The organism is Luteibacter sp. dw_328 (assembly GCF_018449605.1).
Lineage (GTDB): Bacteria > Pseudomonadota > Gammaproteobacteria > Xanthomonadales > Rhodanobacteraceae > Luteibacter.
Window position 1 is genome coordinate 45,797 of the sequence record NZ_JAAVUW010000002.1, and the last position, 14,500, is coordinate 60,296.

At 64.7% G+C, this 14,500-nt stretch carries 14 protein-coding genes; 6 read left to right on the forward strand and 8 right to left on the reverse strand.

The window, feature by feature from the left end; all coding sequences use genetic code 11:
• The first annotated feature begins 64 nt into the window (after positions 1-64).
• On the forward strand, positions 65-202 hold the full coding sequence (locus HB634_RS04705; protein ID WP_157504948.1) for a hypothetical protein: 138 nt from the start codon (positions 65-67) through the stop codon (positions 200-202).
• A 637-nt stretch (positions 203-839) separates the two neighbouring features.
• On the opposite strand, the gene yjgA is transcribed toward HB634_RS04705, so the two are convergent.
• Together yjgA and HB634_RS04715 are read right to left on the reverse strand one after the other, a co-directional pair.
• On the reverse strand, positions 840-1,388 hold the full coding sequence (gene yjgA / locus HB634_RS04710; RefSeq protein WP_213947761.1) for a ribosome biogenesis factor YjgA: 549 nt from the start codon (positions 1,386-1,388) through the stop codon (positions 840-842).
• A complete protein-coding gene (locus tag HB634_RS04715; RefSeq protein ID WP_063573764.1) occupies positions 1,385-1,633 on the reverse strand; it encodes a DUF1653 domain-containing protein in 249 nt (82 codons plus the stop codon). The genes yjgA and HB634_RS04715 overlap by 4 nt, the downstream gene beginning before the upstream one ends.
• A 119-nt stretch (positions 1,634-1,752) precedes the next feature.
• On the opposite strand from HB634_RS04715, the gene pmbA reads away from it, so the two are divergent.
• Positions 1,753-3,105 carry a metalloprotease PmbA gene (pmbA, locus tag HB634_RS04720; RefSeq protein ID WP_345777465.1) on the forward strand — a complete coding sequence of 451 codons (1,353 nt, stop codon included), beginning with the start codon at positions 1,753-1,755 and terminating at the stop codon, positions 3,103-3,105.
• A gap of 105 nt (positions 3,106-3,210) precedes the next feature.
• On the forward strand, positions 3,211-3,615 hold the full coding sequence (locus HB634_RS04725; protein WP_213947762.1) for a DUF4870 domain-containing protein: 405 nt from the start codon (positions 3,211-3,213) through the stop codon (positions 3,613-3,615).
• A gap of 562 nt (positions 3,616-4,177) precedes the next feature.
• Here HB634_RS04725 and HB634_RS04730 read toward each other — a convergent pair.
• From HB634_RS04730 to HB634_RS04750, 5 genes are read right to left on the reverse strand one after another with little or no spacing between them, the layout of a single operon-like run.
• Positions 4,178-5,083 carry a farnesyl diphosphate synthase gene (locus tag HB634_RS04730; protein ID WP_213947763.1) on the reverse strand — a complete coding sequence of 302 codons (906 nt, stop codon included), beginning with the start codon at positions 5,081-5,083 and terminating at the stop codon, positions 4,178-4,180.
• Positions 5,064-5,324 carry an exodeoxyribonuclease VII small subunit gene (locus HB634_RS04735; protein ID WP_213947764.1) on the reverse strand — a complete coding sequence of 87 codons (261 nt, stop codon included), beginning with the start codon at positions 5,322-5,324 and terminating at the stop codon, positions 5,064-5,066. The genes HB634_RS04730 and HB634_RS04735 overlap by 20 nt, the downstream gene beginning before the upstream one ends.
• Before the next feature lie 32 nt (positions 5,325-5,356).
• On the reverse strand, positions 5,357-6,652 hold the full coding sequence (gene tilS / locus HB634_RS04740; protein ID WP_213947765.1) for a tRNA lysidine(34) synthetase TilS: 1,296 nt from the start codon (positions 6,650-6,652) through the stop codon (positions 5,357-5,359).
• Positions 6,649-7,392, reverse strand: a complete 744-nt coding sequence (locus HB634_RS04745) for an NYN domain-containing protein (RefSeq protein ID WP_063573704.1) — start codon at positions 7,390-7,392, stop codon at positions 6,649-6,651. The genes tilS and HB634_RS04745 overlap by 4 nt, the downstream gene beginning before the upstream one ends.
• Positions 7,393-7,451: 59 nt before the next feature.
• Positions 7,452-8,411, reverse strand: coding sequence for an acetyl-CoA carboxylase carboxyltransferase subunit alpha (locus HB634_RS04750; protein WP_213947766.1), 960 nt, complete (start codon positions 8,409-8,411; stop codon positions 7,452-7,454).
• A gap of 265 nt (positions 8,412-8,676) precedes the next feature.
• On the opposite strand from HB634_RS04750, the gene HB634_RS04755 reads away from it, so the two are divergent.
• The 3 genes from HB634_RS04755 to HB634_RS04765 all read left to right on the forward strand — a co-directional run bounded on the left by HB634_RS04755 (position 8,677) and on the right by HB634_RS04765 (position 10,813).
• Complete coding sequence (locus HB634_RS04755) at positions 8,677-9,285, forward strand: hypothetical protein (protein ID WP_063572988.1); 609 nt, start codon at positions 8,677-8,679, stop codon at positions 9,283-9,285.
• Positions 9,286-9,362: 77 nt separating this feature from the next.
• Entirely contained in the window at positions 9,363-10,076 is a 714-nt protein-coding gene (locus HB634_RS04760) for a hypothetical protein (protein ID WP_063572987.1), read from the forward strand.
• 14 nt (positions 10,077-10,090) lie between these two features.
• Positions 10,091-10,813 carry a hypothetical protein gene (locus tag HB634_RS04765; RefSeq protein ID WP_213947767.1) on the forward strand — a complete coding sequence of 241 codons (723 nt, stop codon included), beginning with the start codon at positions 10,091-10,093 and terminating at the stop codon, positions 10,811-10,813.
• A gap of 1 nt (position 10,814) precedes the next feature.
• Here HB634_RS04765 and dnaE read toward each other — a convergent pair whose 3' ends face one another.
• Positions 10,815-14,360, reverse strand: coding sequence for a DNA polymerase III subunit alpha (dnaE, locus tag HB634_RS04770; RefSeq protein WP_213947768.1), 3,546 nt, complete (start codon positions 14,358-14,360; stop codon positions 10,815-10,817).
• Between the last annotated feature and the right edge of the window lie 140 nt (positions 14,361-14,500).

The following is a 14,500-nucleotide window of genomic DNA, read 5'->3' on the forward strand; positions in this document are numbered from 1 at the left end:
GTTGGCACGCCCGATGCAACAGTAATCGCGAACCCACTCCAAACATCGCCAAAGGGCAACGACCATGAAATTCGAAACCGCCATGCTGCAGACCTTCTTCGCCGCCGGTGTGCTGACCTGCCTGCTGATGTTGGGCGCTTTTGTGGCTTCGCCCGCTACGCATGTGGCATCGGCCGCCGCCTTCGTCGTCGCCATTCGTTGAGCGCGTCACGAGACATTTCTGTACGACGAAGATTTCTGTAGGAGCCGATTCATCGGCGATAGCCAGATTGCCGCGCCACGCCGCCTTCGATAATGTCGTCACCAGAACCCGCCCCACAGGCACGACGAATGAATCGCCCTCTCAGCGACGCAGAAAAGCAGCTTCTTTGCGGGATGCTCGAGAATGGGCCGACTTCAGCAGTTGGCTTTTTGTCTCAAGTTGATTTGCTCGAAGTTTCACCCTGGAAGTGCAAGTGCGGGTGCGCGAGCCTTCAATTCGAAATGAAGGATTGCCCTGCGCCAACGGGTGGCATGCGACCTCTAGCTGAATACGTCTTTCGGTCGGGATCGGAGCGCAGCGGCATCTTCGTATACGAACAGGCGGGTCGGCTGGCAGGGATCGAGGTCTATGGACTGACCGGAGAAGCGGCGAAGACACTTCCGACAATCAACGATCTAGAGTCTTTCTGCGATGGCTCGCTTCCCTAAGCGCTGATGTGATCGCGGTAGTGAGGTGAACGGTAGCCTGGTTATCGCCGTTGCAGCGGCTCCCACACAAAAAAAGCCGGCGCGAGAGGCGCCGGCTTTTCATTGAGGAGCTTCGCCGCTGAAGCGGCTCCTACAGTGGGGCGTGAGGCTTAGGCTTCGTCGTCGCCCGAACCGGCTTCGAGCTCCTTGATGATGCGGTACAGCTCGCGGAACGCGTGGAGCGGCTTGCTTGCTTCGCGTTCGGCCTTCGCCTGGCGGACCAGTGAGCGAAGGTGCTGGCGATCGAGGTTCGGGTATTCGTCGAACAGTTCGCCGAGCGCGACGTCACCACCTTCCAACAGCTTCTCGCGCCGCGCTTCAAGGCGGTGCATATGAGCGGCTTCCTGACGCTGGCGATCGCGGTCCTCACCCAGCGCTGCGCGCGCGTCGGTGAAGGCCTCGTCGCCGTGGCGGCGCATCTGCTTGGCGAGAAAGGCCAGCTGGCGCTTGTGGGCGATGTGGGCGGTGACCTTACGGGTGCGGCCGATCTCGTCGACGATGTCTTCGGGCAGCTTCAGCTTGGGGATGCGGCTGGGCGGCAGTTCGACCAGCTGCTTGGCCAGCTTGAGCATGTCGAGGGCATTGCGGCGCAGTTCGCTGCGGCTCGGGCCGAAGTCTTCTTCGTCGTCCTTCTTCGGGCGATCGTCGTAGGGCTTCATGGCTGGGTCTCCGGCGTGGCAAAAAGGTCGGTGGCTTCGCCTTCGAAGGCGAAGCGGGCTTGCGTGCGGCCGTCGTGTTCGACGGTCTCGGCGAACATCGCCGCGGGGCGGACCCACAGGCCATGCTCGCCGTAAAGGGCCTGGTAAACCACGAGTTCTTCCATGGTTTCGCTATGCCGGGCGGTGCCGAGCACGCGGTAGGGCATGCCCTTGAAGTGGCGGTAGAAGCCGACACGGATGCTCATATGTGTTCCATGGCACCATGCGCGGTGCGTTGCTTTTTAATCGGGTGACGCGACCCCATCTGGATGGAATCGGCCGCGTGCGGCCTGCCATTCTAACCGCCAGCCCCCGGGAAGCCCACGTGAGCCTCGTTTCCACCGTTGACAGCAGCCAGCAGGACCTCGATCGCCTCGCCACCCTTGCCGAGGACACCATCCGCCGAGCCCGCGCCGCCGGTGCGACCCAGGCCGAGGTGTCCGCCAGTGTCGATGTCGGCCTGAGTGTGAATGTCCGCCTGGGCGAGGTCGAAACCGTCGAACACACGCGGGACCGCGGCTTCGCCCTCACCGTGTACTTCGGCCAGCGCAAGGGCTCGGCGAGCACCGCCGACCTCAATCCGGACTCGATCCAGGCCACGATCGACCAGGCCTGCGCCATCGCCCGGTTTACCGAGGACGACCCGGCTTCCGGTCTGGCTGAGGCCGATCGTATGGCCACGACCTTCCCCGATCTGGACCTGTGGCACCCCTGGGACCTCGATGTGGACCGCGCCATCGCCCTGGGACAGGAGATCGAGGACGCTGGCCGCGCCATCGGCGGCATCACCAATTCCGACGGTTCGAGCGTGAGCGCCGGCCAGAGCCTGTCGGTCTACGCCAATTCTCATGGTTTCCTCGGGCGTGAACGCGGCACGCGCCACTCGCTGTCGGTTGCCCTGATCGCCGGCGACGACGATGACGGCATGCAGCGCGACTACTGGTACGACAGCCAGCGCAGCGCGGCCGATTTCATGGATCCCGCCGCGATCGGCCGCAAGGCCGCCGAGCGCACCTTGGCGCGCCTCAACGCACGTCGCCTCGGTACCCGGCAGGCCCCGGTGCTGTTTGCCCCCGAGATCTCGCGCTCGTTGATCGGCCACCTGCTCGGCGCCGTCAGCGGCGGTTCGCTTTATCGCCGTTCAAGCTTCCTGCTCGACCACGTGGGCAAGCAGATTCTGCCGTCGTGGTTTCGCATCGATGAGAAACCTCTCATTCCGCGAGGCATCGGCTCGTCCGTATTCGACGCCGAGGGCGTGGCCACGATCGACGCGCCCCTGATCGTCGATGGCGTGCTCGCGCGCTACATCCTGGGCAGCTATTCGGCACGAAAGCTCGGCCTGACCTCCACCGGCAACGCGGGCGGCGTGCACAACCTGCTGGTGAAGACGGGTGACGACGACTTTGCCGGTATGTTGCGCAAGCTCGGCACCGGCCTCCTGGTCACCGAGGTGATGGGGCAGGGCGTATCGCTCATCACAGGCGATTATTCGCGTGGTGCATCGGGTTTCTGGGTGGAAAACGGCGAGATCGCTTATCCGGTCGAAGAGATCACCATCGCGGCCAACCTGCGCGACATGTACGCCAACCTTGTCGCCGTGGGCAACGACGTCGACCGTCGCTCGCACATCCTCACCGGCTCGTGGCTGATCGAGAATATGACGATCGCGGGCGAGTGATCGCACCCTGCCGCCCCTGCCGGGGCGGCATGTGTCGGAAGGACGGCTTGACACATCCCTGGCGCTCTCCGACAGTGGGACCGACATCGCCGCCGGAGCCGCGCCATGAGTACGCCATCCGATCAGATTCCACCGTCACCCCCGCCGAGCCCGCCGCCGTATGAGCCGGCTCCGCCGGCTTACCAGGGGAACGACGACAAGAACATCGCGGTGTTCACGCATCTTTTGGGCTTCGCCTTCAGCATCCTCGTGCCGTTGATCGTGTGGCTGATCAACAAGGACAAAGCCGATAAGGGCTATCTCGTCACCGAGGCCAAGGAAGCGCTGAACTTCCAGATCACGATCCTGTTGGGCTATGTGATCTGCTGGATCCTCCTGATCATCGTTATCGGCGCCTTCCTGCACTGGGCGTTGTTCATCGTCAACGTGATCTTCTGCATCATCGCCGCGATGAAAGTCAGCCAGACGGGCAGCTACCGCTATCCGTTCGCGTTGCGATTGATAAGCTGAGTTTTTGTGTCGTGTATTGAAGAAGCCCGCGAAAGCGGGCTTTTTTATGCGGAAAGCCGTTGTGCGGCCCGTGTTTTAGCGGCGTTCGCCGCCTCACGCTCGTGCTGTTGTGGGAGTCGCGGTCGGGTTGACCCTTGGGGCCGCGGCGCGGCTCTTCGAGACGGGCCGTAGGCGGCGCGATCGCTTGCCCGGGAACTGGGCGGCCCTCAGCTTAGGCGGCCCCAAGGGCCAACCCGACCGCGACACCGGACGTCGAGGTTGCGTGGGGCAAAAGCACCACGCCGCGCCGTCGCCGTGCGCCGCACGACTGCCTCAACGCGCTCCCGTAGGAGCCGCTTCAGCGGCGAACCCTCAGCCTCTCGAGGTTACGAACGAGGCCTTGTGCTGATTGCGCGAGCGGTTGAATAGCCTCCACGATGAGGTTCAATGCCTCGTTCGCGACGATCACCGTTGAGGGTTCGCCGATGAATCGGCTCCTACAGGAGCGGGGCTGCGACTTGCGGGCGGTGTGCTCGACCGCACGCAACCTCGACGTCCGGTGCCTTGCCCCTCGCGGCTCCCTTCAGTGAGCGCGTTGCGCCGAATAGCGTGCCAGGTCGGCGAGGTATTCGCCTCGCGTGCCCAGCGGTTCGATGGCTTCGAGGGCGTCGCGGACGAGGGTATCGAGGCGTTCGCGGGAAGCGGGCAGGCCGATGATCGAGGGGAACGTTGGCTTGTCGGCGGCAGCGTCCTTGCCGGCGGTCTTGCCGATCACGGCGGATTCGCCTTCCACGTCGAGGATATCGTCGCGTACCTGGAAGGCCAGGCCCACGGCGTGCCCGTAGCGATCAAGGCGAGCCAGGAGTTCGGGGTCGGTGCAGCCGGCCGCCAGGGCCCCGAGGCGCACCGACGCGCGGATCAGGGCGCCCGTCTTGTAGGCATGCATGCGCTCGAGTTCAACGAGTGACAGCTTCTGACCTACCGCCGAAAGATCGAAAGCCTGACCACCGGCCATGCCCTCGGCGCCGCAGGCGGCGCCCAGGGCGCGCAACATGGCGATGCGTGCCGCCGGGTCGTCGCGCTCACCGTAAGGCGTGGCGAGGATCTCGAATGCCAGCGCCTGCAGGGCATCGCCCGCGAGGATGGCCATGGCTTCGCCGTATACGACATGGCAGGTCGGCTGACCACGGCGGAGGGCATCGTCGTCCATGGCCGGCAGATCGTCGTGCACCAGCGAATACGCGTGGATGATCTCCACGGCACAGGCCGGCGCGTCGAGCACGCCGTCGTCACGGCCGAGGGCATGCCCCGCGCCGTAGACCAGCAAGGGGCGCAGGCGCTTGCCACCGCCGAGCACGGCGTAGCGCATGGCGCCATGCAGTTCCACGGGAGGGAGGTCACCGCCGGGCAGCGCGCGCGCCAGCGCGTCGTCAGCCCGGCCGACCAGCGCCTTCAGCGGCGCTGGCAGGTCAGTCGATATGGGAGTCAAAGGGTTCGGCGGTCTCGGGGGCTTCGGGGTCGAGCAGCAGGCGCACGCGTAGTTCCGCCTGCTCCAGCGCTGTCTGGCAGTGCCGGTAAAGGCCGATGCCGCGCTCGAACGACTTGAGCGATTCGTCGAGGCTCATGTCGCCGCCTTCCATGCGCGTGACCAGTTGCTCGAGTTCGTCGAGCGAGTGCTCGAATTCGGCAATGGATGAGGCGGGCGCGGCGGGGGCAGGGGACTTCGGCATGGCCGCAAAATTAGCTCACATGGCCTTTTTGATCAATCGGAAACGCCATGCTGCCACCTCGGCAGGGACCCCGCGGCGTCGAACAGCGCCTTGCCACGATCGCTGAGCCAGCGGTCCGCGACGGCCACCAGGCTGCCGTTTTCGCACAGCAGTGGCATGCGTGGCCGCCGCCAGGGTGGCACCGCGCCTTCCTGGAAGAGATCGCGCAGTTCCTTGGTGATGTGGTTGCCGGCCGTGCGGATACGATCACCGGCGCGGCGGTAGCGCACCGTGAGTGCTTCGGGAAGCCGCGTGGCGCCCAGGGTGAGCATGCCACCGCCCGGTAGCGCGAGCGGCTCGCCGTGCCAGGGGGCCGACCACGCCTCGTCGAACGGCTGGCAGCGCGGCATGGCCCACAAACGACCTTTCCAGACCCGGACTTCCGTGTCCTGCCAACCGACCAGCGGAAGGCGTTCCGCCGAGGCCTCGCGAATCTGCCGCTCCAGCGCATCCCGCTGTGCCGTGGTGGGCGCGCTCAGGCTGGCTGCATGCAGCCAGTGATCGAGCAGGGGCGCGCGCCATGCAGGATGCAGGTCGAGCCATTCACGGGCGTCCAGGGTGTTCTCGTCGCGACGCAGGCGATCGAGGGCTTCGATCCAGCCCTCGCGTAGCCCGTCGGCAGCCTCACGGCACAGGCGTGCACTGTGGGTGATGCTGATGGCGGCCTGGGGCCACTGGTCGACCAGGGCGGGAATGACGGTGGCGCGCAGGTAACCACGCGCAATGCGCGGGTCGTCGTTGGAGGGATCGTGCAGGGTGGATAAGCCGTTTGCGGCGATATGGTCGAGCAGGGCGACACGTGGCAGGTCCAGGAGTGGCCGCCACAACACGCCGGCTGCAAGCGGACGCATAGGCCGCATGCCGGCCAGGCCATCGGGCCCGGCGCCGCGCATGAGCTTGAGCAGGACGGTCTCCATCTGGTCGTCGCGATGGTGGGCAAGCACGATGTGTTCGCCGGGTTTCAGCGCCGAGGCAAACGCGTCGTGGCGTGCGCGTCTCGCCGCGGCTTCGATCCCTTCGCCGCGCGTGAGGTCGACCGTTACCCGCACCACGTCGATCGGCACGCCGAGCGAATCGCACATGCGGCGGCAGTGCACCGCCCAGGTGGCGCTGTCAGCGTGCAGGCCGTGGTCGACGTGAAGCGCACGCAGCGGTGGTCGTGGCATCTGGCCGGCCAGCGCATGCAGCAGCGCCGTGGAATCGGGCCCTCCGCTGAAGGCAACGACCAGCGGCACGCCCGGCACGTCGTCCAGCGCGAGGGCAAGGTGATCGATCAGCGAGATATTCATTTGCCCTTGGCGCGGAGACGAACGAAAAGGTGCCGGGCGTTGCCGAGCTGTCGTTCCTCGACATCGAACAGGCCGACGCCGTTGATCAGGCCGCTCAGCTTCGAGTAGCCGTAGTTGCGTGAGTCGAACTCGGGCGAACGCTTGTTGATGATGCTGCCGATGGCGCCGAGGCTGGCCCACCCATTCTCGTCGGAGCCGGCGTCGATGGCGTTGCGGATCAGGTTGACCAGCTTGGTGTCGCCGCGCAGTTCGTGCGCCGTACGCTGCACCGGTGGCTCGGAGGCTTCATTTTCCACCGTGCCGACGAGCACTTCGGTGTAGACGAACTTGTCGCAGGCAGAGACGAAGGGCTTGGGTGTTTTCTGCTCGCCGAAGCCGTAGACCATGAGGCCGGCTTCGCGGATGCGCGACGCCAGTCGCGTGAAATCGCTGTCGCTGGAGACGATGCAGAAACCGTCGAAACGGTTGGAGTAGAGCAGGTCCATCGCATCGATGATCATCGCCGAGTCGGTGGCGTTCTTGCCCGAGGTATAGGCGAACTGCTGGATCGGCTGGATGGAGTGATCCAGCAATGCCGTCTTCCAGCCGGTGAGATGGGGGCCGGTCCAGTCGCCGTAGATGCGCTTTACGTGCGCGGTGCCGTACTTTGCGACCTCGGCGAGCAGGCCGTCGACGATCGCCGGGCGCGCGTTGTCCGCGTCGATGAGGACGGCGAGTTTATCGGTGACATCGTTGGCCATGATTCTATCCGCGGGCGGGGCATGGAAGGCCGATGTTACCCCGCGCGGTGTGACGGGGCTCAGCCTTCGGTGAAGGCGCCGTAGCCGCGCAGGCGCTTGTAGCGCCGTTCGAGCAGTTGATCGACGCCGAGCTTTTCCAGTTCGTCCAGCTCGTTGAGCAGCACGGCCTTGAGGCGAATGGCCATGGACTGGGCATTGCGATGTGCGCCGCCCAGCGGCTCACGCACGATCTTGTCGATCAGGCCGTTCTCGAGCAGGCGCGGCGCGGTGAGCCCCATGACGTCGGCGGCATCCTTGGCCTTGTCCGCGCTCTTCCACAGGATGGACGCGCAGCCTTCCGGCGTGATGACCGAATAGGTCGAATACTGCAGCATGAGCGTACGGTCGCCCACGCCGATGGCCAGCGCGCCGCCGGAACCGCCCTCACCGGTAACGGTGCAGATGATCGGCACGCGCAGTTCGGCCATCTCGAGCAGATTGCGCGCGATGGCTTCGGACTGGCCGCGCTCTTCGGCATTGATGCCGGGCCATGCACCTGCAGTGTCGATAAACGTGAATACGGGGATGTCGAAGCGCTCGGCCATCTTGAACAGGCGCAACGCCTTGCGATAGCCCTCGGGACGCGGCATGCCGAAGTTGCGCTTCACCTTGGCCTTGGTGTCGCGACCCTTCTGGTGGCCGACGATCATCACCGAGCGACCGTTGATGCGGCCGAGGCCGCCGACGATCGCCTGATCGTCCGCGAACATGCGGTCGCCCTTGAGTTCGTGGAATTCCTCGCACATGGCCTGGATGTAGTCGAGCGTGTACGGGCGCGCGGGATGGCGCGACACCTGGCTCACCTGCCACGGCGTGAGGTTGCGGAAGATCTCGGCGGTCTTGATCTTCAGCTTCTCGCGCAGCCGGCCGACTTCTTCATCGATGTTGAACGCCTGGCCGGTGCTAGCATGGCGAAGTTCTTCGATCTTTGCCTCCAGTTCGGCGATGGGTTGTTCGAAATCGAGGAAGTTGGGATTCATGGGCAACGGTGGTTCGGGAAGACCCGACAGTATACCGGGTGGCGCGGGGCGTCAGTGTGCGCCGGGGTACGGTCGGGCGGTGCCTGCCTAAGTGATTGAATGCAAAGTCGTCGCGACCGGCGGATGGAGCAGGTGAGCCCTTGCGTTGGCCGGGGCATGCACTGAGAAGTTTGTCAGCGAACGGCGCGTCAGTTGTAGGGCGCGCCCAATTGCGCCGGCAACTTTGCTGGAATGGCGTTCCCCCCCCGACGATCAAGGAATGATCATGAAAGCACTCCATTTGCGCCATCGCCGGCTGCTCGCCCTTGGCCTTGGCGCGCTCTCGTGCGCGGGCTCGGCTCTCGCCGGCAACGGGCCCGATCCCTCGCGCCTTCCACCCTGCCGGCCGGGCGGTGACGCGGATGCCTGCAACCTGCCGGTAAAGAGCCATCAGTTCGACAGCCTGCAGGGGTGGACGTCCGCCTCCGGCCTGCCGTCCATCGGGTATGACGAACTCGGCAATGCCTACGCTGCGCTCTACACCGGAGCAACCATCAGTCAGGCCGTCTACGCCCATTTCGGAAAGTCGCCGAACGATCTCGCTTACGCATTGCGATTCCGCGTCCGATCCCACAATGGCGACAACCAGGTGAGGGCGACGCTGTCCATGAGCGATGCCTACGGTAAGCAGACACGGCCCATCGGCTCGACGACGGCGGTCGCTCGCCAGGGTGAATGGAGCACGGTCGAGTTGGTCGTGAACGGCGTGCCGTTCGCCGCCCCGGCGCATGTCTTGCTGGAGATTGCCAGCGAAGGCGGAAACCACGACACGGTACAGATCGACGACGTGTATCTGGTCGAGTCCGACGGTGCAACGGCGCTAAGCACCCGCTAAATCCTGCCTCCGACGGGAGGGCATGCGAAGCCGATTCGCAGGGAAAGGAAGTCCGTCATTTCAACCAAGGAGACAACATGAAGATCAAGAAGTCTGTGATTTGTTGCAGCATGCTCGGGTTCGCGCTGGTGGCCGCTCCGGCACAGGCGTCCATCGGGGCGATCGGCCTCGTTGCGGTGCACGTGGCGAACCTCGCTATCCAGCTCAAGGCATGGGAGTTGAGGCAGTCGATACCCCGCGGCATGGTCGTCTGCGCCGACAGCTGGAGCCAGGATGTGTGCCGCGCGGGGCTGCCAAACGGTGACTTCGAAGACCCGAACCAACCGGAGCTCCTCGCGGGTTGGCTGCTCGACTCGCCCAAGCGCGCGCCGACCCCGTACCTGGGCCGGACGCCTGATTCGAAGGTGCTGGCTATGCCGCAAGGCGCGGTCGCCCTCACGGGTGTCATCCTGACGCCCGGATCGACGCTCTCGCCCGCGCCGCAGAAGTCGTATACCGTCAAATTGCGTGCGCGAGGGTCGGGTGCACTCCCTGCAAAGCTCGCGGTCGGGCTGCTCGTTTCCAATCCCGATCGCCCGTCCGAGGAGTTGCGCGGCCTGGCTGCCACCACGCAAACGGTTGGCTGGGACTGGGCCGACATCGAATTCAAGGTAGATGGCGTGACCTTCCCGGAGCCTTCGATGTTGATCGTCAGTCTCCAGCGCACGGACAACAACACGTCGACCCTGCTTCAGGTCGATGACGTGCGCATCGTGCGTACGCGCCTGGGTGTTACGCCGCCCGCTGAGTAAGCAAAGGAAATCCCATGAGACATGGATTGTTTTGCCGCGCCGCGTTCGTGGCGGTTTCTCTGTCCGCACTGCCGCAGTTGGCCGTTGCCGATATCTTTGACGCGCGATGGTGTGCCAATGGCCGGGAACGAAGCGATGCGATCACCACCTGGTGCAGTGTCGCCGTGCCGAACGGCGACTTCCTTGGTGCATCGCCGCCGATCGGTACCGAAACCGGCGGCTTCAGGCACCCTTGGGAATCGCCTTTCAGCTGGTGGCGGATCACTCCGCCCAGGGACCATTCCGTTCGCGATCACTTGCTGCCGTGGGAATTCGTAGGCACGGGCGAGCCTTCCTATGCGGCGGGAGACCGTCCGAAGCCAGGCGTCGTCCTGAACAAGCCCGGCGATTCAGTATTCCAATGGATTCCCGTCCCGGGGTCGGACGGCACCTGGGATGGCGCGACGGAGTACAGCGTGCGCGTCACTTACGCTCCGTATGGCGCGGGAGGCAAGGTCGGTTTGGGTATGAAGCTCATCATCGCCGACGACGAGGATGAAAAAGTGTCCAGCGAATTCCAGGACGAGAACGCAGGAACGCCTGACCTTCCCGCCACGTTCGTGGCGCGCCTGGAGGCTCCGCCCAATACACGCATCAGTCAGTTGGGTATAGCGATTGGAAAGGGCGGGGACGCATTGCCCCTTCTCATCCAGGGGGTGGAGGTGGTCGAGACGAGGGGCCTCTACACCGACTTCTGACTTAGTCCGACGGACGAACCAGCCGTAGCTCGGTGCCAAGGACACCGGGCAACGCGCGCAACGTGCGCATGAGGTCGGGCAGGGCGCGCACGCGCCATGCCTCGCCCAGCTCGAAGCTCGCCTGTCCGATGTCGTTGCGGTAACCGGAAAGCATCAGCGGCGTGCGTCCACCGCGATAGCTCATCAGTGCCTGACGCAGATGCTGCGGGAAGTCCGGGCCGATGCCATTGAGCTTCAGCGTCAGCAGCCGGCCGAAATGTTCCATGGCTTCCGACAAGGCGTATGCCTTGCGGGCACGCAGCTGGTAGCCGCCGGCGAAGTCATCGATACGCAGGCCGCCCTCGACCACGATGAGCGTACCGCGGGTAAGTAGCGGCGCAGCTTCAGTGAACACTTCGCGGAAGAAGCTGGTTTCCAGCAGGCCGGTGGCGTCTTCGATCTGCACGAAGGCATCGCTGTCGCCGCGCTTGCGCATGCCGACCACCATGCCGGCCACGGTCCACGGTGTTTCCGGACCGCGACGGAAACGGCTGGCATTCTCGTCGTCGTCGTTACGGCGTGGCTTGGGTGGCTGGTAACGTTGCGGAATTTCGCCGATCGGGCAGCTCGACAACTGCGCCAGCTCGCCCTTCCAGGGATCCGTGGGATGACCGGAAAGGTAATGGCCGAGCGTATCGTGCTCGCCCTGCAGGAGTTGTTCGAGCGGCCATTCGGGAACGGCACCGGACAGTTCGATAATGCTCGGTGTTTCCGCCGCGCCGAAGGCGTTGCCGAAGATGTCGACCTGGCCGGAAGCGCGGTTCTTCGCCTCCTGGTCGGCGGCACGCATGGCTTCGGGCAGATGCATGATGAGCGTGGCGCGGTTCTCGCCTAGCCCGTCGAGCGCGCCGGACTGCACCAGCGCTTCCATCGTGCGCTTGTTGAGCTTGTTCGAGCCGACGCGCTGGCAGAAATCGACGAGCCCACGGTAGAGACCCTTCGCCTTGCGCTCGGCGACAATCTCCTCGCAGATGCCCTGGCCGACGCCCTTGATCGCGCCCAGGCCGTAACGCACGACCTTCGGTTCCACGGCCTCGAACATCCAGTCCGACGCATTGACGTCCGGCGGCAGCACCTTGATGCCGATCGCGCGCGTTTCTTCGAGGAAGGTGACGGCCTTCTCGGTGTTGTCCATGTCCGACGAGATCGTCGCGGCCATGAACTCGGCGGGGTAATGCGCCTTCAGCCAGGCCGTCTGGTACGACACCAGCGCGTAGGCGGCAGCGTGTGATTTGTTGAAGCCGTAGCCGGCGAACTTCTCCATCAGGTCGAAGATCGCATCGGCCTTGATCGAATCGATGCCGTCCTTCGCTGCGCCTTCCCGGAAGGTGGCGCGATGCTTGACCATCTCCTCGGCTTTCTTCTTACCCATCGCACGGCGAAGCAGATCGGCGCCGCCCAGCGTGTAACCGCCGACGATCTGCGCCATCTGCATCACCTGCTCCTGATAGACCATGATGCCGTAGGTCTCTTTCAGGATGGGCTCGACACGCGGATCCGGATACTCCACCGCTTCGCGACCATGCTTACGCGCGCAGAAGCTGGGGATCAGATCCATCGGGCCGGGGCGATACAGGGCCACCAGCGCGATGATGTCTTCAAATCGGTCGGCCTGGGCATCCTTGAGCATGCCCTGCATACCGCGCGACTCGAGCTGGAAGACGGCGACGGTCTGCGCCTTCTTCAGCAGGTCGTACACCTTGGGATCGTCCAGCGGCAGCGCTTCGATCACCAAGGGCTCGGTGCCTTCGGCCGCACGGCGTTTGTTGATCGCCTTGACCGCCCAGTCGATGATCGTGAGCGTGCGCAGGCCAAGGAAGTCGAACTTCACCAGGCCTACCGCTTCGACGTCGTCCTTGTCGTACTGGGTAACGACACCTTCACCGCTCGCTTCGCAGTAGAGCGGTGCGAAATCGGTCAGTGGCGTGGGCGCGATGACGACGCCACCGGCGTGCTTGCCGGCGTTGCGGGTGAGACCTTCGAGGCTGAGCGCGAGATCGATCAGCTGACGCGGCTCTTCCTCCTGCTCGTAGACGTCGCAGAATTCCTTGACGATGCGGTCCGGTTCTTTCTTCGACTTTTCGGTGCGGCCGAGCGCGTCGCCCAGTGTGAGGTCGAGCGGACGGTTGGGGATCAGCTTGGCGAGCCGATCCACCTGGCCGTAACCCATGCCGAGCACGCGACCGGAATCGCGGAGCACGGCCTTCGCCGCCATCGAACCGTAGGTGATGATCTGGCTGACGTGGTCGCGGCCATATTTGCGCGCCACGTAGTCGATCACCTCATCGCGGCGATCCATGCAGAAGTCGATGTCGAAGTCGGGCATCGACACGCGTTCGGGGTTGAGGAATCGCTCGAACAGCAGCTCGAACTGGAGCGGATCCAGGTCGGTGATCTTGAGTACCCAGGCCACCAGCGAGCCCGCACCGGAACCACGGCCCGGTCCGACCGGAATGCCGTTGTCCTTACCCCAGCCGATGAAGTCGGCCACGATGAGGAAGTAGCCGGGGAAGCCCATGCCAATGATGACGTCGACTTCGCGATCCAGGCGCGCCTGATAGTCCTCGCGCGTCTTGCCTGCGGCGAGCGGATGGACGGCAAGGCGTTCTTCGAGACCGGCCTGGGCCTGGGCGCGAATGAACGAGTCGAGCGTATGGCCTTCGGGCACCGGGAAGTTCGGCAGGAAGTACTCGCCGAAGGTCAGTTCCAGGTTGCAGCGCTTGGCCAGCTCCACGGTGTTCTCGAGCGCTTCGGGAATATCGGCGAACAACGCCTCCATTTCCTCGGCACTCTTGAAATACTGCTCTTCGCTGTAGTCGTGCGGACGCTTGGGATCGGCGAGCACGCGGCCCTGGTTGATGCAGGTGCGCGCTTCGTGGGATTCGAAACCTTCGCGTTCGAGGAAGCGAACGTCGTTGCTGGCGATCACCGGCAATTCGTAATCGCCGGCGAGCGCCATGGCCGCGCGCACCCAGTCTTCCTCGTGCTGGCGGCCCGTACGGGTCAGCTCGAGGTAGAGGCGGTCGGGGAACAGGCGGCGCAGCGTTTCCAGTCGCGCGCCGGCAGCCGGAAGACCGGCGCCGAGGGCCACGCGGGCCAGCTCGCTTTCCCGACCGACGACGGCGATGAGGCCACGTACGCTCTCGGGATGCATCCAGGTCGCGTCGACCAGCGCGCGCCCGGTGCCCTGGCCTTCGCGCCAGGCGCGGGAGACCAGCCTCGACAGGTTGAGGTAGCCGTCGCGGTCCTGGCACATCAGGGTCAGGCGCCAGGGGCGCGGATCGTCCGGGCTGGACACCCAGATGTCGCAGCCGGCGATGGGCTTTATGCCCGCCGCCGTGCATTGCTTGTAAAACTTGACCAGGCCGAAGAGGTTGTTCTCATCGGTCAGTGCGACGGCAGGCATGCCGGTACGCACGCAGGCGGCGACCAGCTGCTTGATGCGGATGGTCGAGTCGACCAGCGAGTACTCGCTGTGCAGGTGAAGATGGGCAAAGCGAACAGACATGGGCGGCGCCGGGTGAAGCAGAGGGAAGGCTAACCGGGCAGTGAGCTAGGGACAAGAATTGACTTTGCCACCACCCCGCCCATGGAACCCACCGTAGGAGCCGATTCATCGGCGAATAGTGAATACACCCGCGGCGCAGC

Coding starts and splice junctions, on each gene's coding strand:
- HB634_RS04705 (WP_157504948.1), top strand. CDS start 65: ATGAAATTCGAAACCGCCATGCTGCAGACCTTCTTCGCCGCCGGTGTG.
- yjgA (WP_213947761.1), bottom strand. CDS start 1,388: ATGAAGCCCTACGACGATCGCCCGAAGAAGGACGACGAAGAAGACTTC.
- HB634_RS04715 (WP_063573764.1), bottom strand. CDS start 1,633: ATGAGCATCCGTGTCGGCTTCTACCGCCACTTCAAGGGCATGCCCTAC.
- HB634_RS04725 (WP_213947762.1), top strand. CDS start 3,211: ATGAGTACGCCATCCGATCAGATTCCACCGTCACCCCCGCCGAGCCCG.
- HB634_RS04735 (WP_213947764.1), bottom strand. CDS start 5,324: ATGCCGAAGTCCCCTGCCCCCGCCGCGCCCGCCTCATCCATTGCCGAA.
- tilS (WP_213947765.1), bottom strand. CDS start 6,652: ATGAATATCTCGCTGATCGATCACCTTGCCCTCGCGCTGGACGACGTG.
- HB634_RS04745 (WP_063573704.1), bottom strand. CDS start 7,392: ATGGCCAACGATGTCACCGATAAACTCGCCGTCCTCATCGACGCGGAC.
- HB634_RS04750 (WP_213947766.1), bottom strand. CDS start 8,411: ATGAATCCCAACTTCCTCGATTTCGAACAACCCATCGCCGAACTGGAG.
- HB634_RS04755 (WP_063572988.1), top strand. CDS start 8,677: ATGAAAGCACTCCATTTGCGCCATCGCCGGCTGCTCGCCCTTGGCCTT.
- HB634_RS04760 (WP_063572987.1), top strand. CDS start 9,363: ATGAAGATCAAGAAGTCTGTGATTTGTTGCAGCATGCTCGGGTTCGCG.
- HB634_RS04765 (WP_213947767.1), top strand. CDS start 10,091: ATGAGACATGGATTGTTTTGCCGCGCCGCGTTCGTGGCGGTTTCTCTG.
- dnaE (WP_213947768.1), bottom strand. CDS start 14,360: ATGTCTGTTCGCTTTGCCCATCTTCACCTGCACAGCGAGTACTCGCTG.